We start from the raw sequence: 24,424 nt of genomic DNA, 5'->3' as shown, positions 1-24,424 counted from the left end.
GAAGATTTCGATAGAACAGGTGAAGATATTGTATTCGAATTTAATGTAAACCCTTTCATAATAAAGACATCGGTGAAGCCGAATGAACTTGGGGGAGGTCATTAGGATATGAAGAAAACATGGATGACACTGTTGATTACGGCATGTATGGTTGTGGCGGCAGGATGTAGCAGCGGCGGAGACAGTGCAGGTGGAAGTACGGGAACAGATACAGGAGGCCAGACAGCAGCCGGTACGGAAACACCCAAGATTGGTGTTGCCATCTACAAATTCGATGATACATTCATGACGGGGGTACGTAATGCGATGACCGCAGCAGCGGAAGGCATAGCGACTCTGGATATTGTGGATAGCCAGAATGCGCAGCCAACCCAGAATGAGAAAGTTGATCTGTTTGTCTCCAAGAAATATAATGCAATGGCTGTGAATCCGGTAGACCGCACGGCAGCAGGGGTCATCATTGACAAGGCCAAGGCAGCGAACATTCCAGTGGTATTTCTTAATCGTGAGCCAGTGGCTGAAGATATGAACAAGTGGGATAAAGTGTACTATGTAGGAGCAAAAGCGGAGGAATCCGGTACGATCTCCGGGCAGCTGATTGTGGATTACTGGAAAGCACATCCGGAAGCAGACAAAAACGGGGACGGCAAACTTCAATACGTCATGCTGAAAGGGGAACCGGGTCACCAGGATGCCGAGCTTCGGACCAAATATTCGGTTCAGGCGATCCAGGATGCCGGTATCGAAGTGGAAGCACTGGCGGAAGACACGGCGATGTGGGACCGCGTGAAGGGTCAGGAGAAAATGCAGGCGTTCCTGGCTTCCCATGGGGATAAGATTGAAGCTGTTCTCGCGAACAATGATGACATGGCCTTGGGGGCCATAGAGGCATTGAAAGCAGCCGGATACTTCAAGGATGGCAAATCGATGCCGGTTGTAGGTGTGGATGCAACAGCTCCAGCCATTCAGGCTCTACAGGATGGCACGATGCTGGGCACGGTGCTTAATGATGCCAAGAATCAGGGTGCAGCCACGGTGGCACTGGCTTCCGTACTTGCCAAAGGTGAGACACCAACGAAGGAAAATACCAAATACGATATTACAGATGGTAAATACGTCTGGATTGCATACAAAAAGATTACAAAAGACAACATTGCCGACGCCCAATAACAGCACGAGACAGGGACGTCCGACATTCGGGTAGCGTCCCTTTTTTGCCGGTCATATGGAAGGGAGGAACCAAGATGGAGTCACCTTACCTGCTGGAGATGAATGGAGTTTCCAAAGCATTTCCGGGTGTGCAGGCACTAAGTCAGGTCACATTAAAAGTGAAGCCGGGGACGGTTCACGCATTGATGGGAGAGAATGGAGCGGGGAAATCCACACTTATGAAATGTCTGTTCGGGATGTATCACCCGGATGAAGGAACGATACGCATCGAAGGAAAGGAAGTGGATATTCCAAATTCCAAAGCGGCACTTCAGCAAGGGATATCCATGATTCATCAGGAGCTGAATCCCGTCCCGCATCGTCCAGTGATGGAGAATATCTGGCTGGGTCGTTTTCCAATGAGGGGGATACTGGTAGACGAGAAACGGATGTATACCGATACACTATCTCTGTTCAAGGACCTGGACCTGGATATTGATCCGAAGGCTCAGGCCGGAACATTGTCTGTCTCCAAGATTCAATCGATGGAAATCGCCAAGGCGGTCTCATTCAATTCCAAAGTCATCGTCATGGATGAGCCAACTTCTTCCCTGACAGGCAAGGAAGTGGACCAGCTCTTCGCCATTATCAATGAACTGCGAAGTCGCGGTGTGTCCATAATTTACATTTCCCACAAGATGGAGGAGATCCTGACGATCTCGGATGAAGTCACGATCATGCGTGATGGCTTCGTTGTCGGGACTTGGGATGCTGCGGATTTAACAACAGATCTGATCATCACACGCATGGTGGGGCGTGACATGGACGAACGATTCCCGGAACGGACGAACGTGCCCGGTGAAGTGATATTAAAAGCGGAGGGGCTGACATCAAACCAATCCAAATCGTTTCGTGATATATCCTTTGAGCTGCGTAAAGGTGAGGTGCTCGGCATCGGCGGTTTGGTTGGAGCACAGCGGACAGAATTGATGGAGTCCTTGTTCGGGCTGCGAGGTCTTGCTTCAGGTCAGATTTCGATTCATGGGCGCAAAGTAAAGATTCATTCTCCCGCTGCCGCGAAACGTTATAACATTGCGTTGCTCACGGAAGAACGACGGGTTACGGGGATATTCCCCGTCTTGTCGGTGTATGAGAACACCATCATCGCAAGTCTTGGTCGTTACCAAAATCGCATAGGTTTGCTGAATGAGAAAAAAGGCCGCGAGGAAGCACGGGAGCAAACGCAGAAATTCAGAACCAAAACGCCTTCGGTTAACACGCTGATTCGCAACCTTTCGGGTGGGAATCAACAGAAAGTTCTACTGGCTCGCTGGTTGCTGACCGACCCGGAGATTCTGCTGCTGGATGAACCGACACGTGGAATCGATGTAGGGGCCAAGTTCGAAATATACACCATTATTACGGAACTGGCTCGTCAGGGCAAAAGCATTATCATGATAAGCTCGGAGATGCCCGAACTGCTGGGGATGTCAGATCGCATTATGGTGATGAGCGAAGGGCGTCTCACCGGAATCGTGGACGGAGCTGAGGCAACAGAGCAGGATATTATGAGGCTGGCCGCGCAGCAGCGGATGGCTTAGACAGGAGGGAAACCGATGAACCCACAGATGATCAATCAAGTGAAGCAATATGTAACACAGAGAGCCATCTTTATCGTACTAATTCTGCTCATCATTGGCATTGCTATCGCCGATCCGAACTTCCTTGCTTTTTCCACGCTACGCGATATATTACAGCAGTCCTCCACAAGGGCCATTATTGCACTCGGTGCAGCCTTCATCCTGGTTACAGGAGGGGTCGATCTCTCCGCTGGTCGGGTTGTGGGTCTGACGGCTGTCGTATCCGCATCGATGCTTCAGATCGACGAGTATGCGAACCGTTTCTTCCCCGATCTGCCACAATTGCCGGTGTTATTGCCGATTCTGGTTGGAATCACGGTTGGCCTGTTCGTGGGCTTGGTGAATGGTCTCATTATCGCCAAACTACATGTGCCCCCTTTTATCGCAACGCTGGGCACAATGGTTGCCGTGTATGGACTGAACTCCATTTATTTTGATACGGAACCCAACCAGTCGCAGCCGATTGGAGGATTGAGACCCGATTTTACCGTTATTGGTTCTGGATACATTGATCTGGGCGGGGGTTATTCCATCCCGTATATTGTCCTCATTGCGATTGTTGTGGCATTCATCTGCTGGGTGATCTTTAACAAAACACGTCTCGGCAAAAACATGTACGCGATCGGTGGCAACATTCAGGCAGCACATGTATCCGGGATTCATGTAGCCCGCAACCTGGTTGCGCTGTATGCCATTGCGGGTGCGTTGTATGGTCTGGGTGGTGTGCTTGAGGCAGCACGAACAGGTGGAGCGACGAACAATTACGGTAATATGTATGAGCTGGATGCGATTGCCGCATGTGTGGTAGGCGGCGTATCAACGGCGGGAGGTATTGGAACGGTACCTGGAGTTATGGCAGGTGTGCTGATCTTCGGGGTCATTAACTATGGTCTGACGTTTATTGGTGTAAGTCCATACTGGCAGTTGATTATCAAAGGATTGATCATTGTTGCTGCGGTGGCTTTTGATATCCGTAAGTATATGGCGAAAAAATAAGAAGGATATGGGATGAACGTGAAAAGGTTACACCGTTGTACTCCGAGTGCAGTACCATCTTCCGATCGCCCTTATCCCCTGATTTTCTTGATTCCCTATATTAATAGGGGAAAATCCGGTGATAAATGCGAACGCTCTCGCTTCTTCAGATTGGTTCTGTACTCTACGTTATGGTGTAAAAATTCCTTTCATCTTATATGGAAAAAGCAGCAAAGAAGCCAGCCCTCGGGATATAGAGAGCTGGCTTTAGGTGTTATGCATTTACAAACCAATCTACAACAGTAATTATAGGGCCAATAATACAAAATACCAGCATAAATGCGGCCACATTACGGGCAACACTTGTGCCATAATGTGAACGATTTTTTCGGGCTATCCAGAAGGTAGGAATCCAGAAGAGGGCTGCTACTACAAAAGGAATGTGAAGTCCTTGAGTTCCGTTGCTGTAAATAGGCACGTTTATTAAGTTGAAAAGGTAATGACTGATCATGAAATTTGCTTGGCCCCATGGAAAGTTAAAAGCGAATCCCATAGCCAGTACGAGCAGAGATAACGTTCCAAAGCCCAGTGGTTTTTGTTGTGTTGTCATGTGTCTTCCTCCATATACCCATAATTTATCCCAAATTAATCCATTAATGTATTGTAACATAATATTGACCATCGTTGAGGAATTGTTTCACTTTTGTCGATTACAATTACATCATATGTCCTATTGCCTTCATAACTTATACATTCATGCGAATTTGACGAGCCTCCACTAATCGACAACATCAGCTACTCATAATCGATATAATACATGTACATAAGTTGTTTGATGTGAGTTTTCTGTCAAAGGGGGCGAGGCTGTTTGCTAAGTTACACGATGAAAATGGTGATATTCCCGCTAGGTTGTCTGCTTGTCATTCTGTCCTCTTATGTTCTAAGACTTACACCTCATGTGGCAATAATGTCGCTTTCGGGGACGTTATTGGTAGTAAGTATTTTGGGGGAGAGACGATATCCTGTGCTGCGGAAGTTTCAGTGGATTTTTCTCGGGATATTCCATTATTTCAGTCAACTGAACTGGTGTAATATGCTCTATTATATGCTCATTATTTCTATGATCCAGGACAAACAGCGGTTGGCGCAGACCTTGCCGATTTCGTTGCTGCTTATGCTGCAATATACGGTGATTCGGCTTTCGTATGTACCTGTAGATACATATACTTTGCTTGTTTCGTTATTTGACCTGTTAACCTCAGTTGTTATCATTTTTTTGTATCATACCTTAATCAACAGTGAGGTCGAGAAGCGCAGACTTCGGGAAAAAAATCGTTTCCTGACCCTGCATGATCCGCTTACCGGACTGTTGAATTACGAAGGTTACATAGAGGTGCTGCATAAGACAGTAGAAGAGCATCGGTCTTTTATGCTTGTCCTTTTGAACGTTAATAACTTTAGCGGTTTTAAAAAGGATTCAGAAGATCCTTGGTGTACGGTAATCACAGGTACAGGCGAGATGATCAGCAATCATTTCACCGAGGCCTATGGCATATCGCGGTATGCAGGAGACCGATTTGCGGTTGTTTTGCCGGAGATACAGGATGTGGAAGAACGAATGTCTTCATTGCTATCCGTTCAGCTTCAAGGACTCCAGGTAAGCTACAGCATCTCTCTGTACCCGGAAATGTCAGATTCGTTGCAGCACTTTATGACGGTAGCCGAGGATAGACTGCTTCAACAACAGCGCAGCAAATGGCTGAAAAATGAAGAAGAAGTCTTTCGTTCCGAAAGATTAAGGGCCGTTGGTGAACTGGCTGCGGGTATGGCTCACGAAATTCGGAACCCGCTTACGGCAATTCGGGGATTTCTACAGTTGTCACGTGGACAAGCATTTAATATCGCGCCATGGTATGAAGTGATAATGGGTGAGGTGACAAGAGTGACCGATCTGACGGCTGAATTTTTACAGTTTTCCAAACCACATGCCAATCATATGAAGCCGGAACAATTGGGCCACTGCCTTGAGCGGGTAATGTCTTTGACCGAGTCGGATGCGGCATCCCGAGGGCATCGAATTACGCTTGAAATGTCGAATGAGCCAGTTGTAATCAACATGGATCGGGATAAGATTGTGCAGGTATTGATCAATCTGATTCGTAATGCTTTTGAAGCAATGACAGACCCTGGTGAGGTTCATATGGATCTGTTGCAGGAAGGAGACGACGTACTCATCTCCATTACAGATACAGGTAGCGGCATTCCGGAAAATTCGCTATCCACAATCTTTAATCCCTTTTATACAACCAAAGAAGAAGGTACGGGACTGGGACTTGCACTCTGCCAGAAAATCGTTCAGGATCACAATGGTAAAATTACCGTCCATAGCGAAATGGGGGTTGGTTCCACCTTCACGCTTCATCTGCCAATGGAGACGTAACGTGTATTACAGACCCAGGGACAGGAACAACATAGTCATTAAATAAAATCATAAAAATGCCGCATGGGTCCTGATGAACCCCATGCGGCGTTTAGTATTTTGATTAAACGAATGTGCAGAAGCCACATCGGTTCAGATCAGACTATATTGAGTTGAACTAATGATTTACACGTAACGGAGAGGACAGAAAAAACCTGAAAAAGCGGAGCGTTCGCCTTTATCCCCGGATTTTCCCCTTGTGAAAAGGGAATCGATAAAATCTGGGGATAACAGCGATTGGAAGGTTATTCTGTCATCGTAGTGTCTGTGTAAACAATCATTAGTTCGACTTATTGAGCTGTCCCTGATGTAACTGATAGTAGAATCCTTGTTGCTGCATTAACTCGTCATGGCTTCCCCGTTCAGCAATCTGTCCATCATCAATGACGAGAATCTGATCGGCTTCACGAATCGTGCTCAGTCTGTGGGCGATGACAAAGCTGGTACGGCCTTTCATTAAAGTACGCATCGCTTCCTGGATCTGCATCTCTGTACGCGTATCGATGCTGCTCGTTGCCTCATCCAGAATAAGAATAGCCGGATCAGCCAGAATTGCCCGGGCAATGGTCAGAAGTTGTCGTTGTCCCTGACTCAGATTGCTTCCTCCGGAAATGATGGGCGTATCGTAACCCTGCGACAGTTTACGGATGAACGAATGTGCATTCGCAAGCATAGCCGCTTGCCTGATCTCTTCATCGGTTGCGTCCGGCTTGCCATAGGCGAGATTGTCACGAATGGTACCCGAGAACAGGTAGGCATCCTGAAGTACAATGCCAAGTTGCCTACGGAGCTGATCTTTCTCCAGTTCCGAGATGTTACATCCATCGATGGTGATCCGTCCGCCTGTAATCTCGTAGAAACGGGGTAACAGGTTGATAATGGTCGTTTTGCCTGCGCCGGTGGGTCCAACCAGTGCAATCATCTCCCCAGGTTTGGCGGTAAAGCTAACCTTCTTCAGAATGTCTCGCTCCGCACTATACCCAAAGGAGACGTCTTCAAATACAACTTTGCCTTGAATCTGATCCAGCTGTTTTTTCTGTTCCTCCACGTATTCGCCAGGCGTATCCATAATGTGGAACACCCGTTCAGCACCTGCGATTGCAGCCTGAATCAGATTGTACTGATTGGCCAGATCGCTCAGCGGCCGCTCAATCTGGCGGGAGTATGCGAGAAAGCTGACAATGAGTCCGATGGATGTCAACTCATGATAAGCCATCCATCCACCTACAGAAGCCAGTATGGCAAACCCGATGTTATTCATCACGTTCATCGTAGGTCCAACCAAACCCGAAACCGTCTGGGCCTGTGTGCTGGATGTGCGCAGTTTCTCGTTCAGGTTCCTGAAATGCTGATGTGCCTGATCCTGACGGTTATAAGCCGCGACGACTTTCTGTCCAGCAATGGTTTCCTGAGCGTACCCATTAAGCTCACCAAGTAATTTCTGCTGGGCGGTGAAGTGTTCGCGTGTTCTTGAGGCGATCAGGCGAGTGGCGATGGTAATCAACGGTACCGTTATCAGACTGAGCAGGGTAAGCCGAACATCGAGTGCAAACATGATCGACAAGGAGCCAACGAGCAGGATGGCACTGGACATCAATTGGGTTACGCTTTGATTCAGCGTTGTAGATACGTTATCAATATCGTTGGTGGCCCGGCTCATCAGGTCCCCACTTTGGTTTTTATCAAAAAAGCTGACAGGCAGCTCTTGTAGTCGGGAGAACAACGCATGTCGCAGATCTTTAACGGTGAGTTGGGACACCCCAATCATGACATAGGATTGCGCCCACATCAGGAGTGAGCCGAGGACATAAACACTCAGCAAGAGAAGACATTCCTTCAGTAAACCTGCTGTTATTTTGGGAACGATATGTTCGTTAACGGCGCGGCCGAGAAGGTAAGGCCCTGCCAGATTAAGCAGTGTTCCGAGAGCGGTCAGCACTAATGCAGCAATAACGCCTTTGCGATGACGTCCCATGTATGACCATACCCGGATTAGGGCGTGGCGAGCATTTTTCGCTCTGACTTTGGGAACAGGTCCTCTGCCCGCTGGTCCGGGTCTTCCAATCGGAGGAACGACGGTTTGCTGAAGGGAGGAAGAGGCAGGTTTAGCCAAATTGAACATCCTCCTTCCGTTGCTGCGAATAATAGATCGCTTGGTAGTGTGATGAATGAGCCATAAGATCATCATGTGTGCCCCTGGCAACGATCTGTCCTTCATCAATGACATATATACAGTCTGCATCCTTCACGGAGGAGATCCGCTGTGCAATCAAAAAGGTCGTGCTGTCTTTCATCAAGGATTGCAAAGCCTTCTGAATACTGGCTTCCGTGCGCAGATCCACCGCACTGGTGCTATCATCCAGAATCAGCACTTCCGGTCGCATGAGCAGGGCGCGTGCAATGGATATACGTTGTTTCTGTCCACCGGACAGATTGACCCCGCGCTGACCCAGTTCCGTGTCGTATCCGCCTTTCAATTTCATAATAAATTCATCCGCTGCCGCAGCTTGTGCTGCAGCACGCAATTCAGCATCCGTTGCACCGGGCCGGCCGAAGCATATGTTATCCCGGATGCTGCCGCTGAACAGAATGGATTCCTGGAGCACAATGGACACACGGCTGCGAAGATCCTGAAGATCCCAGTGGCGAACGTTCACTCCATTCACGAGCACCTCACCCTGCGAAGCATCATACAGACGGGGAATTAGCTGCACCAGCGAGGTTTTGCCTGAACCTGTTGAACCGATCAGAGCGACTTTCTCACCCGGGCGAGCTATCAGATTAATGCCGGTAAGTGCATGTTCTCCGTCATAACGGAAAGAGACATCTCTAAACTCCACTTGACCGCCTGTGTGTGTGAGAACGGGAGACGATTGGTATGAATTCTGATCACGGATAGAAGGTAGTGACTGTACTTCCCCGGAGTTATCGGTTCCCGATTGGATATCTGGCTGTGTATGTAACACCTCATTGAGCCGGGCAGCAGATACCTTGGCGCGAGAGAAGCTCATCATCATCATGCCGATCGACGTGAGGGATGAGAGTACCACCGTGACATAGTTGATAAAAGCAATCAGATCTCCGGCAGCAATATCGCCTCCAACTACCTGGAAGCCCCCGAACCACAGCACCGCTACAATGGTAGCGTTCAGCATCAGGCTGAGCACGGGTGCATTCAGCGTGACAATACGCCAGGCTTTGACGGCGGTTGAAGTATAATCTTCGTTGGATTGTTTGAACCGCTTTTTCTCCAGACGCGCACGTGCAAACGCCTTGACCACGCGGATGCCGGCAAGATTCTCCTGGAGCACAGCATTGACCTGATCAAGTTTGCTCTGAACACTGGCGAACAGGGGATAGGAAGCTTTGATCAGGATAAATAAAATAATAAACAGTATCGGCACAGTGGCAATAAGAATCAAAGCCAGCTTCACACTGATCGTAAATGCCATGATGATACTACCGATGATCAGCATGGGTGAACGGATAAACATCCGCAGCAGCATCTGTACAAAGGTCTGCATCTGGGTAATATCACTGGTCAGACGAGTGATCAGAGATCCGTCCTGAAACGTATCCAGATTGCGGAAGGAGAAGGTTTGGATATGGTCAAACAGTTCCTGACGCAGATCCGTGCCGTATCCTACGGCAGCTTTGCTTGAATAGAGTGTACAGCCTGCGCCGCCCACCCAGCCGATTAACGCTACAAGCAGCATGATCAGACCTGTAGTCACGATATGGGGCAGGTTCCCTGCAAGTACACCATCATCCACGATGCTGGACATCAGTTTGGGCTGGAGCAGGTCCATGGTTACCTCAAGTACCATGAGCAGCGGGGCGATGATCGCCGCCGACTTATACGGGGTCAAGAATCGTTTTAACGTCCACAATTAGGAAATCACCTCAGTTTTAATTGCATAAATGGTATCAATGCATAAGTGGAATCCATTTCATCATACCTTTACCTGCTTCAATCAAGGTTAGGTACTACCTCAAGCTTCACGCAGGTTTTGGAGCATACGCTGTGCAAGTAAAGACATGATCCGGGATTCTTCCGGTGTAAAATCTTTCTGGGCTTGCTGTTCCAACTCCTGAATCACTTCTCTCAATTCTTGCAGCGCGGAGCGCCCCTGATCCGTCAGGTATACCCGCAGACTGCGCAGATCCTTCGGGTCTGCTTCGCGTCTCACATAACCGGATGATTCCATGCGCTTGAGCATGACGGTTACCGTTGCAGGACTGCGCTGAAGTTGTTCGGCCAGATTTTTCTGGGATTGGCCATCCTCCCGTTCAAGCTGGAACAGTAAAGGGGGCTGCCCAGGGTATAACTCGGGGTGGTTTACAAGTTTCTCATGAACCTTGTAACGTTTCAGTTTCACGAGTTCGGATAGCTGTCCCATTAACCGATCGTTTTGGACTGGGTTCATATGATCTACTCCATTTCTAGCTTCATTTCATATTCTCGGTACTGAAAACCAAACTTTTTGAACACGCAAATTTAGTTAGTCGACTAAATAAATCTTAAGTTTGATTTGACATATCGTCAAGTGAATACAGATCATTTTTTTGGAATGGAAATATTGACCTGAGATAAAATGATGTGATAAATTGATATTATCTAAATGTTAATAACATATTGTTAATAACAGAATGGGGTTTGTATAGTATGACTTACGAAGGTTTCTCTGGAGGAAAAGCCCCCGATCACCGGGAGCATCACGATCAGGCACATATCAGTGAAGAACAGTTTTTGGACAGCTATGATGCTGGCAATTACGAACGTCCTTCCGTCACCGTGGACATGTTGGTATTTACGATCCGCAGTGAAGCTCAGGAGAATTATCGCAAGCTCGCGGAACCCGAACTCCAGTTGCTGATGATTCGGCGGGGCGGCCATCCCTATCTGGGACATTGGGCGTTACCGGGCGGATTTGTCTCCATGCAGGAATCATTGGAAGATGCTGCTCGGCGGGAATTGTTGACGGAGACCGGGCTGGATGATATTTATCTGGAACAACTGTACACCTGGGGAGATGTGGAACGAGATCCGCGTACACGGGTCATCAGCTGTTCCTATATGGCGCTGGTTGATAGCAGTGAGCTGGAACTTCAGGCTGGTGATGATGCCAGTGAGGCCAATTGGTTTCGGGTGGAGCAGCGACTTCTGGAAGAGAAACGCCATATCCATGAGCGTGGACGTGTGACAGAACGCAGGCTGCAGTTGATTTTGACCAATGGAACAGAAGAGTTGTCGGCAATTGTCGAGACGAGAGAGACGATTGAAGGAAAAGTGCGGAGCCATCGTATGACGTTGGGTGAGGTTCAGGGGATTGCATTTGATCATGCCAAAATCATTCATTATGCGCTTGAACGTCTGCGATCCAAGATTGAATACACGGATATTGCATTTAATCTGATGCCGGAGACGTTCACACTGACTGCACTTCAGAAAGTTCATGAGATCATCAGTGGCAAAAAACTGCTGGCTGCCGCTTTCCGGCGCAAAATTGCCGATTGGGTCATTGAGACGGGAGAGTATGCGAGCAGTGCCGGTCATCGACCCTCACGTTTATACAGATTGAATCCAGAGAGGCAGAACCCATAGAAGATGGTATGCATCAACGAAATAGAATGATGTCATTCAATACGTTTGCGGGATAATTGCATACATGAGGATCAAGTAAAGAGGGGATAAGGATGGAAAAGTTTACGTATTTCTGGCGGACGGCATCTCCGTTCTCACAGTGGCACCCGGCGGATTTTACCGTGGACGGGGTCCAATATACGAGTGCGGAGCAATACATGATGCACCAGAAAGCGCTGCTGTTTGGCGATCAGACCATCGCAGACAAGATTCTGAGGGCAAGCTCTGCTTCGGTACAAAAAAAGCTGGGCAGACAGGTCGCGGGCTTCGACCAGACTTTATGGGAAGCTGAGTGCCAGCGCATCGTTTACGAGGGGAATTGGGCCAAATTTACACAAAACGAAGAACTGCTGACCGCGCTGCGCGCCACTCGTGGAACGACCCTTGTGGAAGCAAGTCCGGATGATCGCATCTGGGGTGTGGGACTGGCGGAGGAAGACCCGCGTATTCGCAATCGAAGAACATGGCGGGGAACCAACTGGCTGGGTGAGATTCTGACCCGTCTAAGAGAAGATATAGGAAGTGATTCAGATGAGTGATAAGCGTGGCTCTAATTCACGTTCTATGCGGGCTAATATCGCAAAGCAGACGTTGGCTATTTTGGATGAAGGGCAATACGTAAATGGGTATGATCGCAAGGTTGAGATCGGTACAGATGTGCAGCAAGCCATCCGAAATTCGGTCTTATACCGTCCAGCAGCATTGTCCGCGCTCAGAGAAAAGCGTTCTATAGCACCTCGCATTGCAACTTCATCGGCAGCCCCATCCGCTGACGTTGAAGCTGTGTCAGTTCGCATTGAAGTTACTGGTGAGACGACACTTGGAGCTGCTTTACGTTTGACGGTAGCTGAAGGAAGAGAAGATGTGGTCTGTCTCAACTTTGCATCAGCGAAAAATCCGGGCGGCGGCTTCCTAGGCGGAAGTCAGGCACAGGAAGAGAGTCTGGCCCGAGCGACAGGTCTATACCCGTGTATCGCTCAAATGGATGAAATGTACGAATACAATCGCAAACAGCGATCGGGTCTCTATTCAAATTATATGATCTATTCACCGGATGTTCCGGTGATCCGTGATGATGAAGACAGACTGCTGGACCAATATTATGTATCCTCATTCATTACTGCGCCGGCGGTGAATGCGGGTGTGGTGAAAGAGCGTGAAGAAGCGGATGATCTACAGATTGAGTCGGTGATGAAGGAACGCATCCGTTATATTCTGGACGTGGCTGCTGTGAATGGTCACCGCGCGATTGTTCTGGGTGCGTACGGTTGCGGTGTATTTCGTAATGAACCGGCAGTGGTGGCGAAGTATTTTCATGATGTGTTAGTGGGAGAGGCTTATAAGGACGCCTTTGAACGCATTGTATTTGCCGTATATGATCGATCAGCAGGTCAGAGAACATTAAAGGCATTTCAACGTATTTTGGCAGAGGCCTAATAAGTAAAATAAGGATCTCGATATGTTGAACTAATCATTTGCACGATAACGGAGAGGACAGAAAAGACCTGAAAAAGCAAAGCGTTCGCCTTTATCCCCGGATTTTCCCTTCATAGAAAAAGGAATCAAAAAAATCTGGGGATAACAGCGATTGGAAGGTTATTCTGTCATCGTAGTGTCAGTGTAAATAATCTTTAGTTCAACCTATATAGATTGAATAAGAGCACGTGATATAAAGGAGAGGAATGCCATGCAGTTCCATGAGAGACAACAAGATTTATTTGAACTGGGAGATAATTACTCGCTTGCGCACTGCATATCAGCTGATGCAAGGATGGGCAAGGGCATTGCGGTACAGTTTCGCGAGCGATTCGGATTGGAGAATCTTCAAGAACGGGCCAAACAAGAGCCGCTTGAGATTGGACGATGTTATCCGGTAGGACGGACGCTCAATCTGGTCACCAAAGCAAAGTTCTCCAACAAGCCGACGTACCAATCGTTGACGAATGCGGTAGAATCCATGCGGGACATATGTGTGATGAAAGGTATTACGAAACTGGCGATGCCCCGAATAGGATGCGGGTTGGACAGACTGAAATGGGAGAAAGTCAGCCCGATTATTCAGGAAGCTTTTGCCGATACCGATGTTGAGATTGTTGTCTGTACAGTGTGAGTACGCAGAGTGGAAAAGGTAGATTGCAGCTTGCTGATAGATTCAAAAGAAAAAACCTCAGCTTTGACCGGAATAGAGCGTCAGTATGATTCATACCAACGTTGTTCCGATTTCAAAGTGAGGTTTTTTTGGTTATTTTTTGGAGAACATTTCTTTCGCTTCATCCATGGCCATTTTGTTACCAATCGATGAGTAATCAAGCCAAGGTTGTGCCCCAATCGGGTAGACATGACCGGCTTTGACTGCTTTCAGACCTTGCCAGATCGGATTGTTTTGCAGCTCCTTGAACATGGTTTGAGCTTCATCATCCGAATTCACAACCACAAAGATCGCATCTGCATCATAGTCCGGCAATATTTCACGAGAGACGACCTGATACGGTTTAGTCGAATCGATATCTGTGATCCCTTTGGCAGGAGTCAGACCGAGATCCTCATACAAAATGGGACCCATGGGACGGCGTGTACTGAACACACGTAATTCTTTGGCAGTAACACGAATCGCCATTACGGTACCATCACCAATCGTGTCATGAATCAGAGATTTCACTTCTTCCGTTTCGGTCGCATAGTCCTGAATGTACTGTTCGGCTTCCTTCTCGCGATTCACGAGTTTGCCAATGTCTTTCAGATGATCGCGCCATGTACCGTCATCCAGATTGAAGACATGCACTGGAGCAATTTTCTCGAATTTGGCAATATCATCACCGGAGAATTCTTCGTCCAGATAGATTACATCGGGTTTCAGGGCAAGCAAAGCTTCCATATCCGGGTCTTTAACCGGACCAAGTGGCGTTGTATTTTGCAGGCGATCAGCAACATGGGACAGGAAGCCTTTGGCTTCGCCGCCAATAACGGAGCCAACCGGAGTAATACCGAGAGACAGCAGATCATTGGTCAGATGGATCGACATGGAGGCAATACGTGGCTCTCCTGAACTTGCACTGTTGTCCTGATTGTTGTTTGAAGTATCTGTGGATGAACTGCCTGAACCAGATGATGAATTATTGGCCGTTCCACAGGCTGCGAGCACAAGCACCAGACAGATACTCATGACCAGCATAAGATTTTTCTTTAACATGGGTAGTCACATTCTCCTTGAACATCTCTTGGATGTCTTTATTGTTTTTGTGAAAAAAAGATTACTTGCTTCGTACTAACAGGTACAAAAAGTAAGGTGCGCCAATCGCGGCAACCACTACACCTGCCGGAATGGCGTTAGGCTGAAAGATCGTTCGCCCGATTGTATCGGCGCTCACCAGAATAACCATACCGATGAGCCCGGCAGCAGGGATCAGATGCCGATGCATCGGACCGACAAGCCTGCGCGCCAGATGTGGTGCTGCCAGACCGATAAAGCCAATCCCACCAGCCATCGATACACTGACGGCAGACAAGGCCACGGCACAGAGCAGCAAAATAACACGTTGGGATCGAACAGGTGTCCCGATACTGGTTGCGGCAGCATCTCCAAGATTGAAGGCATCAAGCGTTTTGGATCGACTCCAAATGTACGAGATACATAACACCACCCAAGGAAGCAGTGCTTGCACATGAATCCAATCCCGACCCCAGACGCTACCTGCCAACCAGCGAGCGGCAAATGAATAGGTGTCTTCATCCAAACGCAGGGATAGGTAGAGTGTCAACGCATGGAACCCGGCGGCTACCGCGATTCCCACCAGAATCAGCTTAATGGGAGATACGCCGTTGTGCCGATCATAAGATAACAGCATGATGATCAGGGCGGCAGCCACACTGCCTGCAAAAGCAAATAACGGAATGAATAAGGCTACAGAGCCGTCCATTGTAAAGGACAGGCTAACAAACACCATGAGTCCAAACGCTGCCCCAGCATGTAATCCCAGAATACCCGGGTCCGCCAGTGGATTGCGGGTGATCCCTTGCAAGGCTGCTCCGGCAATACCAAGTCCTGCTCCGGCCAGTACAGTGACCAGGATGCGAGGCAGGCGGTAATCAAACAGTACAATCTGATCATCTGAACTGCCATGACCAAACAACGTCTGTAACACAGCCACTGGGGAGAGACGAATGGTTCCCGTGTTCAGGCTGATCACAATAACGGCAATGGCAATGCAGAGCAGTGTGATACTGACGACTAACGAACGTTTACCTCGTGATCGTGAAGGTGTATTAAAATTCATCGCTACAAGGCCCTCCTTTCTTTACGGGCCAAATAGAGGAAGAATGGCACACCGACAAAAGCGACCATAATGCCTACCGCGAGTTCCTCGGGCGGGTTCACGATGCGTGAGCCCAGATCGGCGAGCACCAGTAATATCGCTCCAAGCAGAGAAGACATCGGAATGATGAGTCGATAATCCACACCCACCAGTTTGCGGGAGATATGAGGGATGACGAGTCCGACAAATCCAATCGAGCCTACTGCTGACACGGACACACCAGCCAGCACAACAACCGCTGCGAGGGCGAGAAACCTCGTCAAGCGCAGGTTGATCCCGAGATTAATCGCCACTTCTTCACCGAGTGACATAAGGGATACACGCCGGGCGAGTGGCATAATCAGCACCAGTGTCACGAGCAGCACGGGAAGAATCAGCTTCAGATGCCGCCATTCGATTCCGCCAAACCCTCCCGCATACCAGAAGGCCAGATCCTGACTCAGGTCAAAATAAATGGCAACGCCTGTGCTGAGCGAGGTTAACATGGCTGCAATAACGGCCCCGGCAACGGTCAGTCTGATGGAATTCAGACCACCAGGTGCTGCCATTCCAAGCAGGAAGATTAGCAGTGTGCCCAGAACAGCCCCCACGAATGATAAAACCATGATCCAGCCATATGACAGTCCGGGCCAAAAGGCAAAGCTCAATGCTACGACAAAAGTGGCTCCGGCATTGATGCCCAGAATGCCCGTGTCTGCCAGTGGATTACGCGTAATACCTTGCATTAAAGCTCCTGCAACGGCAAAGGCAGCGCCGATAATAACCGCGGCAAGGACACGAGGCAGCCGCAGCTCATGAATAATCTGATGTGGTGTCAAAGCTGGGTTGTACTGAAATATGGCAGCCCATACGGTTTCCAGCGTTAGCCCTTTGGCACCTAAAGAGATGGCGACAAACATACTTAGCAGCAGTATGGCTATGGCAGACAAAAACGTCAGCCCAACGGTCACTGCAGATTTTTTCGAATTAGATGGACGATGTGGCAGTCCCGGATGTTGAATACGGGTCACTCCTTTGGTACCAACAACGCATTTCATTGTTATTGATTATCATTATCAATTAGTCAACATTATAGAATCTTAATTCAGGCCCGTACATGGCATAAATTAAGATTTGAGAGATGGACATTTTTTAGATTACAAAAGTGAAGGTTTGTTCGTCAACATATAGAGCGCTTCATCGAGCTGGATGTTGATGGAATATGGAGCATATACGACCCATGAGTGCCAGTCGATGAGATGTACACGTCCGTTTTTGACCGCAGGATGGCTGTTCCATAGTGGATTCGAAGTCATCTCTTTCAACAGTGTTGCCTTTTCATGCATAGAATTAATCGCCAGTACCAGCACATCGGCTTCCAGTCCGTCCCAATCTCCTGGTGTGAAGGGCAGCCAGTTGAATCCAACGCCGGGAGATTTGCCAGCCAGTTCGGTCTGAATGCGTTGAGGAGCGGCCAATTGCAGACTGCGGTAAAAGACGTGTCCAAAGTTGCGTTGGCTGTACATCCGTGGACCTTTAGGCGTTAACGTGCCAACGGCAACGGTAATATCTCCGGCCAATTCCTTCACTTTTTTGCGTGCACGCTCCGCTTTGCGTTCATGACGATCGAGCCAATCTGTCGCGGCTTGGGTACGATCTACAATGGATGCAATCTGATGCAGATGACCAAAGACGTCTGTCTGGTTCCAGGGAATCGTGATGATGGGGGCGACATCGCCAATATGCTCCATGGCTTTTGCTGTTGCGTTGTCCTTGGTCAGAATCAATTCAGGATTCACATCAAGGAAAGCCTGACGTCCCTGTTCCCACGGTTCATAAGCGTGGAAGGGCAGCGCCAGTGATTTCGGCATATGAGGCAGATGGCCTTGAATCTGAGCAGCACAAGGCGTGATACCCAGTGTCATCAGGTGATCCGTGTATGGGTAGGAGAGCGACACGATATTCCGGTGGACCTGCTTTGCATAGGAAGTGGGAGCATATCCAGCATGGTTCCGGAAACGTCGGCTGAAATAAAACTCGTCACGGTAACCCACTTCACGAGCCACATCACGGATACGCAGATCGGAAGTGAGCAGCAATTCCTTGGCCCGGTTCATACGCAGATGAGTGATGTATTCAATCGGATTCTTCTGCATGCGGCTCTTGAATAGCTGTGAATAATAGGATGGATGCATGTCAGCCAGTTCGGCCAGCTTTTCCAGCTTGATCTCGTGCATGTAGTTTTCGCGCATGTATTGCAGGGTCGACCTGAGCCACTGTTCGGGTTCATCCTGTCCAGCCACTACGTCAGTCTGGTTTTCTTGAGGCCAGAGCATATGTAACAGTTCCGTCAGGAAGAGCTGTGCTTTCAAGTCTTTTTGCGAATTATCGTTGTTAAGTTGTGTAAGCTGCACGGCAATGCGCTGTATACCGTAAAAGGGGCCCTGAATCCAGCCTGTAACCGGTGAGCTGAGCTCACGTTCGTAGATGCGTCTGGCTTTTGTTTTCTCCGTAGCCCGATACAGATCGAAGTGAATGATGTACAGTTCAATATCATGCTCTTCATCTCCGGTCAGTTCAATTGAGGTACCTGGTGTGCAGAGACAAGCTGATTTGCGAGCTACGTGGGATTCGGTCCCATTCATGATCAGTGTGCCCGTGAATTTGTGCATATATATGAAGGTATGATGAGCAAGCTCCGTTGTGGACCAGCGCCATTTCCCTCGGGTTATTATATGTTCTGCCTGACGAAGTTCGATCAGGGTATCATTCAGGAAGGCATCCAGTCCTGTCCGGGTTGAGGATTCCTTTTCTGAATTGGGAAGTGTCTGTTGATGTAACATGTGTGAATTCATGCTGCTGTGGGCGGTACCGGGGATGGTAGTCATGGTGCGATGCGACCTCCTCTCGTTTGAACAGTTATTTAGGTCATGATGAAATCTGGAAAGTATCATATTTTTCTACTTTTTCTACCTGAACGTCTTTCTTGAACACCTATTGATGCGCGTGGTATTATGCAAAAATTGTATGGATTGAACAGGGGATATACCCGGATCATGCCGTGTGGACACATGTGCAGAATTAGGATCGCGCTTTGTGGAAGCTATACCAAGAGCTTACCTTCAGCTCGGAGACGCTGGAGTATAATTGTTGGCTGCCTTGTCTGTCAGGGTCCGTTCGCAGTATAGTCAGATATTTTATACCTGTAAGACAGGGATATGATGTGGTTGATCAGGTGTGATGGTTAATTTAACAGGATTATGCTGGTTACAACCATGGGAAGGGACAAGATCTCTTGGCCCTGGTCTGCTGATAATCTTAGCAAATCTACTGGAGAATTGAAATGTGCACAGATATGTTCGAGGCGCTGAGGAGTTGGAAGTTTAATGAACGTAAATAAAAGTAAAATAATCGAAAACGTTTTCTGACGTAAGCGTTTCTTTTTGGTAAAATAAAGGGGATAACATGTTGGCCTGATCTGAATCATGAACCTTTTCAACTAAATATGCAGTAGGGAGGCTTCGATATGACTGAAGTAGCGGGACGGGACAAAGTACGTTGGGGCATTATGGGCACGGGATGGATTGCATCCCAATTCGCAAAGGATCTGGAGCATGCCGGGAACGCGGTGAAAGCAGCGGTAGGTTCACGGACAGCGGGAAGCGCGGAGAAGTTTGCAGCTGAATATGGTTTTGCACGCGCTTACGGCTCGTATGATGAGATGCTGCAAGATCCTGAAGTGGATATTATCTATGTGGCAACACCTCATCCTGTGCATAAGGAGAATGTGATGGCTTGTCTGGAGGCAGGCAAGGCGGTGCTCTGTGAAAAGCCGTTTACAATGAATGCGCGTCAATTGGAGCAACTGGTGGAGACGGCACGTGAGCGCAACCTTTTTCTGATGGAAGGAATGTGGACACGCTTTTTGCCGCCGATCGCTCAAGCCAGAGCATGGATTGCAGAAGGACGAATCGGTGAAGTGCGTTTGCTTCAGGCAGACTTTGGATTCCGTGTCGGTTGGGAGCCGGAAGGAAGGTTACTTAACCCGGACCTGGGTGGGGGAGCTTTGTTGGATGCAGGGGTGTACCCGATCTCCTTTGCTTCGATGATCTTTGGCGAACAGCCCCAGCATGTCTGGAGTACGGCGAATATCGGTGAGACGGGTGTGGACGAGCAGTTTTCCGTGTTGTTGTCCTATTCCGAGGGACGTTCTGCATCACTGAGTGCTGCCATTCGTCTGAACCTTAGCAATGAAGCGGTCATATACGGTACGGAAGGCAAGATTCGTCTCCCTTTATTCCTGGCGGGCAAAGAAGCCTATCTGCATGTGAATGGTCAGGACGAGCCCGAGAAGTTCACCGATGATCGAACATGTATTGGTTATGCTTTTGAGGCAGAAGAAGCGGGACGTTGTATCTTGGAAGGCCGCACGGAGAGCAATACCATCAAACTGGACGAATCCCTGGAAATCATGAAGCTGATGGACACGATTCGGGGTCAGTGGGGATTGCGTTACAAATCGGAGTAAACAGACGGGAGCTGACGTGTGATGGTGAAGATTCTGATATCCGGGTTTGAACCTTTTGGCGGGGATGCGGTGAATCCAACAGGAGCGTTAATGGAAGCCCTTGTGAACGAAGTGATGGAGGGTGCTGAGCTAAAAACAGTGCTGTTGCCCGTACATTTTGATGAATGTGCAGATCTGCTGATCGCAGAGATGGAAGCCTATCGGCCCGATATTGTCATCGCCTGTGGGCTGGCCAAGGGCAGAACATGCATCACACCGGAGCGGATTGCCGTGAATGTCAAAGACATCCCGCCGGGCTCCTACGCGGATAACCAGGGACAACGTCCGGTGGACGAACCCATTGTAGACGGCAGCCCGGACGGTTTGTTCTCCACGTTGCCCATACGTGCCATGGTGGATGACATGTCCGCAGCAGGTATTCCTGCTGCCGTGTCCAATACAGCAGGTACATATATCTGCAACAATACAATGTACCGGGTGCTGGATTACATTCGAGTAGAGCAGCTTCCGATTCGTGCCGGATTTGTACACTTTCCAGCCTCCACAGAGATGGCTGTGATGCAGCCTTCCGTTCCTTCGCTGCCTATTCCCACGATGCTGGACGCGCTGCGGATCATGATCCGCACGGTTGTGGCTGAATCGTAGGGGATGATTGCGATTGTTCGGCTGCGGTTGTGAAGCAGATCGTAGGCGATGATTGGTTTTGTAGACCGCAGTTTTGAATGGGAGAGCGTTGGGTTGGAATGATGGAGTACAGTAGGGTTAAAGATGACGTGGGAAGCGTGCAGTTGCATGGGTTTCTTTCTGCTTTGATCTTGGGTCGAGTAGAGTGGTAGATATGAGTGTAAATATAAAGTTGAATATGAAGTAGAACATGAAGTTGAAATATGAAGTTGTATATAAAGTCAAAAAAAGAGTTGTCCGATCGTCATGAATCTGACGTTAGGGGACAGCTCTTTCTATTTTGTGTGTCATGTGTAGCACAAGCATGGTTAGTGAGGCCACTAGTTTGCAGCAAATCTTAATGCAAGTATTTCGCCTAGTTAGAAATTAGACTCTAAAACCCCACACCCCAAACCCCACACCATAAACTAGGTAAGGCTTATACAACTTTTACTGGAGAGTAGGGATTCAGCGAAACAGTTGCAGGGGAGTGTGAAGGAGAGGCTCCAATTCGTGAGTCTTTTGAATACTACCTTTATCAACTCGAAGTAATCAGGCCCTTAAAAAACAAGGCGATAGAACACGACCATCACGCTGGCTAGCGAAGAAGCTTGTAAACCCGTACCCTATGCAGGACTCTAACGAATCGAGCACACGTTATTTGACGAAAATACGCACATATCCATTTCTAACGAATCCTAGGATCGTTATTGTGTGGAAGAAGTGAGTTTGTCGATGATATGAACGAACGAATTCTAGCCGAATACGGTGTCTGAGATTCGTTAGAATTCTCATACCACGTGATTCGGCTAAATAAGATGTGCTGTGTTCTTTACATATATAGCGAAGAGAGAAACTGACTCGAATTATAGCAAAGTTAGATCCGCAACAGATCAAGATCGAACTCGGGAACGAGCCCTTCTTTCATGGCACGTCCAAGTAGTGCAGTAATCGCACCGTAGCCATCATCGCCCAGGTTGGCGCTGAATTCGTTAACATACAGTCCGATATGCTGTGCAGCCACGTCAGGGTCCATTTCTTGGGCATGTTCCATCACGTATGCTCTCGACTCATCCGGGTGCGCCCAAGCATATTCAACGGAGGCGCGTGCCCATCCTGCGAGGGCATGAGCATCCATATTGCGACGTGCGATAATCGCTCCAAGCGGAATTGGAAGACCTGTGTCACTTTCCCACCAGTTACCAAGATCCGTCATCAGTTTGAGATCATAGTTCTGGTACGTGAAGCGTGCTTCATGGATAACAAGTCCGGCATCAATCTTGCCGTCCCGCACAGCAGGCATGATCTGGTCGAATGGCATGACAACAATTTCGCCTACACCGTCAGGTACATTTTGCGCTGCCCACAGACGGAATAATAGATATGCTGTCGAGCGTTCACTTGGCACAGCAACTCGTCGTCCGGACAGATATGCTGGATCGGTCGTACCGTTTGCTGTCAGAACCAGCGGACCACATCCTCTGCCGAGTGCGCCTCCAGCAGGAAGCAGCGCATAGTCAGATAACACGTATGGCAGTGCTGCATAAGATATTTTCATCACTTCAGGAGTATCTGGTCCATCGGGATTTGCCGCCAGACCATTGGTAATATCAATATCCGCATAACGGACTTCGAGCTCAGGTGCGCCCGGAATCAAACCGTGCACCCATGCGTGAAAGATAAATGTATCATTTGGACAAGGGGAAAATGCAATTTTCATGATGTAATAACCTCCCGTAAAATGGAACTTGCAGCCTGAAGCGCATCGAGGGCATCCTTGATGCGCCAAGCGTCGCGGTCGCGTGGACCGACCGCGTTGGATATGGCCCGCAGTTCGAGTGCTGGCACGCCGAACTGCTGGGCAGCTGTTGCCACGCCGAAGCCTTCCATGCCTTCGGCGGCGGCATCCGGCACGCGGCGCAATAGCTCCGCGGCCGTCTCCGCTGTTCCGGTCGCCGTGGACACGGTGACCGCAGTGCCTCCGCTGACAGCGAGCCCGGCCCGCTGCAGCTCATGGCGCAGGCGAGCGGCAAGCTCCGCGTCCGCTGCCACAATGGACGAGCCGAATCCGAGCTCGTCCACGCTAAGAAAGCCGTCTGGCGTCTGCGAGCCCAGATCGGCAGCAACCATGGCATCGGCTACCACGAGGGAGCCGACGTCCGCCCGGCCGGGGAACCCGCCGCCGATGCCGGCACTGATCACCAGCATGTAGGCTGGTGAAGAGCCGGTCCCGGCAAGGGCCCCCGGCCTTGAAGATGTGGCAGATGCCTGTGCCACATCGGAAGGGCTTGGCGCAGTGGAACCCTGCGCCAACGCCCTTGTGCTTGCAGCCGCTACGGCATATGCCAATGTAGCGGCTGTTCCTGCTGCAGCCGAGGCTGGGCCAACGCCCGCAGCAATGACGTCAAAACGTTCCGCGGCCGTGTCTCCCAAGCCGCGGAGGACCGCGTCTTTCTCCGCATCAACCGCGGTTACAATTAACACACGTTGTGATGAATTTGCTTGGATCGAACTTATATCTGAAGTGTTTTTTTTCCCGGTTAATTCCCCGTGGTGTCCACTATTTGCGAATGACGCGTTTGGTTCATTATTTTTCTCTTCATCCTGCCTATGTTCATTCATCGCCGATTCTCCTTGTGAGGTATTAGAAGCGTAGACTATGCCTCCATAGTATCTTTCTTACAGCAAGCTTTTAGCTACACTTTTTAGGGTATGGCTGACTTCTATATTTCTGTGTACATGTATAGTTCAACTTATATAAATTAAATTTGGGTATATATTTGTCCACTACAAAAAGACATATCTCTTAATTTTGTCTTTCAAAGAGTGGACACTTTTTCTAAAAAGGCAATCTATCCTGTCAGAAAGACGGAACACTACATATGGACATTTTCATATATAAAACAAAAAAAATAATCTATATGCAGAATGACGACTCCAGCTTGATTACTCAGGTCCGTGTCCACCCTTTGAAAGACATATCTACAATATGTATGCCCGGTTCGGACAGCACAAGTTGACACTCCAATTAAACTGATAAGCGATTGAAAAGGC

The 24,424-nt window shown here is 48.8% G+C and carries 20 protein-coding genes; 10 read left to right on the top strand and 10 right to left on the bottom strand.

What is annotated here, in order from left to right:
- The first annotated feature begins 108 nt into the window (after positions 1-108).
- From ACE3K2_RS05695 to mglC, 3 genes are all read left to right on the top strand, one after another.
- On the top strand, positions 109-1,170 hold the full coding sequence (locus ACE3K2_RS05695; protein WP_036672480.1) for a galactose ABC transporter substrate-binding protein: 1,062 nt from the start codon (positions 109-111) through the stop codon (positions 1,168-1,170).
- A 74-nt stretch (positions 1,171-1,244) separates the two neighbouring features.
- Positions 1,245-2,750, top strand: a complete 1,506-nt coding sequence (locus ACE3K2_RS05690) for a sugar ABC transporter ATP-binding protein (RefSeq protein WP_421887792.1) — start codon at positions 1,245-1,247, stop codon at positions 2,748-2,750.
- Positions 2,751-2,765: 15 nt separating this feature from the next.
- Positions 2,766-3,785: a galactose/methyl galactoside ABC transporter permease MglC gene (mglC, locus tag ACE3K2_RS05685; RefSeq protein ID WP_421887789.1), complete on the top strand. Its 1,020-nt coding sequence runs from the start codon at positions 2,766-2,768 to the stop codon at positions 3,783-3,785.
- Positions 3,786-4,038: 253 nt separating this feature from the next.
- On the opposite strand, the gene ACE3K2_RS05680 is transcribed toward mglC, so the two are convergent.
- A complete protein-coding gene (locus tag ACE3K2_RS05680) occupies positions 4,039-4,374 on the bottom strand; it encodes a hypothetical protein (protein WP_421887785.1) in 336 nt (111 codons plus the stop codon).
- 258 nt (positions 4,375-4,632) lie between these two features.
- Here ACE3K2_RS05680 and ACE3K2_RS05675 point away from each other — a divergent pair, with 258 nt between their 5' ends.
- Positions 4,633-6,204, top strand: coding sequence for an ATP-binding protein (locus ACE3K2_RS05675; protein ID WP_421887782.1), 1,572 nt, complete (start codon positions 4,633-4,635; stop codon positions 6,202-6,204).
- A 319-nt stretch (positions 6,205-6,523) separates the two neighbouring features.
- Here the strand turns inward: ACE3K2_RS05675 and ACE3K2_RS05670 are convergent, their stop codons facing one another.
- The 3 genes from ACE3K2_RS05670 to ACE3K2_RS05660 all read right to left on the bottom strand — a co-directional run bounded on the left by ACE3K2_RS05670 (position 6,524) and on the right by ACE3K2_RS05660 (position 10,670).
- Entirely contained in the window at positions 6,524-8,365 is a 1,842-nt protein-coding gene (locus ACE3K2_RS05670) for an ABC transporter ATP-binding protein (RefSeq protein WP_421887780.1), read from the bottom strand.
- Positions 8,349-10,133, bottom strand: coding sequence for an ABC transporter ATP-binding protein (locus ACE3K2_RS05665; RefSeq protein WP_421887777.1), 1,785 nt, complete (start codon positions 10,131-10,133; stop codon positions 8,349-8,351). The genes ACE3K2_RS05670 and ACE3K2_RS05665 overlap by 17 nt, the downstream gene beginning before the upstream one ends.
- A gap of 102 nt (positions 10,134-10,235) precedes the next feature.
- Positions 10,236-10,670, bottom strand: coding sequence for a MarR family winged helix-turn-helix transcriptional regulator (locus ACE3K2_RS05660; protein ID WP_421887775.1), 435 nt, complete (start codon positions 10,668-10,670; stop codon positions 10,236-10,238).
- Between the two features lie 239 nt (positions 10,671-10,909).
- Here ACE3K2_RS05660 and ACE3K2_RS05655 point away from each other — a divergent pair, with 239 nt between their 5' ends.
- The 4 genes from ACE3K2_RS05655 (at position 10,910) to ACE3K2_RS05640 (ending at position 13,997) form a co-directional block, all read left to right on the top strand.
- Positions 10,910-11,848: an NUDIX hydrolase gene (locus ACE3K2_RS05655; protein WP_421887772.1), complete on the top strand. Its 939-nt coding sequence runs from the start codon at positions 10,910-10,912 to the stop codon at positions 11,846-11,848.
- Positions 11,849-11,940: 92 nt separating this feature from the next.
- Positions 11,941-12,426 carry an NADAR family protein gene (locus ACE3K2_RS05650; protein WP_421887769.1) on the top strand — a complete coding sequence of 162 codons (486 nt, stop codon included), beginning with the start codon at positions 11,941-11,943 and terminating at the stop codon, positions 12,424-12,426.
- Positions 12,419-13,324, top strand: a complete 906-nt coding sequence (locus ACE3K2_RS05645; RefSeq protein WP_421887766.1) for a TIGR02452 family protein — start codon at positions 12,419-12,421, stop codon at positions 13,322-13,324. The genes ACE3K2_RS05650 and ACE3K2_RS05645 overlap by 8 nt, the downstream gene beginning before the upstream one ends.
- A 250-nt stretch (positions 13,325-13,574) precedes the next feature.
- Positions 13,575-13,997, top strand: coding sequence for a macro domain-containing protein (locus ACE3K2_RS05640; protein WP_421887764.1), 423 nt, complete (start codon positions 13,575-13,577; stop codon positions 13,995-13,997).
- Positions 13,998-14,129: 132 nt separating this feature from the next.
- On the opposite strand, the gene ACE3K2_RS05635 is transcribed toward ACE3K2_RS05640, so the two are convergent.
- From ACE3K2_RS05635 to ACE3K2_RS05620, 4 genes are all read right to left on the bottom strand, one after another.
- Positions 14,130-15,077, bottom strand: coding sequence for an iron-hydroxamate ABC transporter substrate-binding protein (locus ACE3K2_RS05635; RefSeq protein WP_421887762.1), 948 nt, complete (start codon positions 15,075-15,077; stop codon positions 14,130-14,132).
- A gap of 61 nt (positions 15,078-15,138) precedes the next feature.
- The gene (locus ACE3K2_RS05630) at positions 15,139-16,161 is read right to left on the bottom strand and encodes a FecCD family ABC transporter permease (RefSeq protein ID WP_421887759.1); all 1,023 of its coding nucleotides are present in this window, start codon (positions 16,159-16,161) and stop codon (positions 15,139-15,141) included.
- 2 nt (positions 16,162-16,163) lie between these two features.
- Positions 16,164-17,237: a FecCD family ABC transporter permease gene (locus tag ACE3K2_RS05625; RefSeq protein WP_421887757.1), complete on the bottom strand. Its 1,074-nt coding sequence runs from the start codon at positions 17,235-17,237 to the stop codon at positions 16,164-16,166.
- A gap of 99 nt (positions 17,238-17,336) precedes the next feature.
- Positions 17,337-19,067, bottom strand: coding sequence for a helix-turn-helix domain-containing protein (locus tag ACE3K2_RS05620; RefSeq protein ID WP_421887754.1), 1,731 nt, complete (start codon positions 19,065-19,067; stop codon positions 17,337-17,339).
- A gap of 638 nt (positions 19,068-19,705) precedes the next feature.
- On the opposite strand from ACE3K2_RS05620, the gene ACE3K2_RS05615 reads away from it, so the two are divergent.
- Both ACE3K2_RS05615 and ACE3K2_RS05610 read left to right on the top strand, forming a co-directional pair.
- On the top strand, positions 19,706-20,707 hold the full coding sequence (locus tag ACE3K2_RS05615; protein WP_421887750.1) for a Gfo/Idh/MocA family protein: 1,002 nt from the start codon (positions 19,706-19,708) through the stop codon (positions 20,705-20,707).
- A 21-nt stretch (positions 20,708-20,728) separates the two neighbouring features.
- Entirely contained in the window at positions 20,729-21,352 is a 624-nt protein-coding gene (locus ACE3K2_RS05610; RefSeq protein WP_421887746.1) for a pyroglutamyl-peptidase I, read from the top strand.
- Positions 21,353-22,247: 895 nt separating this feature from the next.
- Here ACE3K2_RS05610 and ACE3K2_RS05605 read toward each other — a convergent pair.
- Both ACE3K2_RS05605 and ACE3K2_RS05600 read right to left on the bottom strand, forming a co-directional pair.
- A complete protein-coding gene (locus ACE3K2_RS05605) occupies positions 22,248-23,090 on the bottom strand; it encodes a 1,4-dihydroxy-6-naphthoate synthase (RefSeq protein ID WP_421887743.1) in 843 nt (280 codons plus the stop codon).
- On the bottom strand, positions 23,087-23,992 hold the full coding sequence (locus tag ACE3K2_RS05600) for a futalosine hydrolase (protein WP_421887740.1): 906 nt from the start codon (positions 23,990-23,992) through the stop codon (positions 23,087-23,089). The genes ACE3K2_RS05605 and ACE3K2_RS05600 overlap by 4 nt, the downstream gene beginning before the upstream one ends.
- Positions 23,993-24,424 lie beyond the last annotated feature (432 nt).

This window comes from Paenibacillus sp. (genome assembly GCF_048976745.1).
In the GTDB taxonomy this organism is placed as follows: domain Bacteria; phylum Bacillota; class Bacilli; order Paenibacillales; family Paenibacillaceae; genus Paenibacillus.
This window is presented reverse-complemented; position numbering and strand designations above follow the sequence as displayed.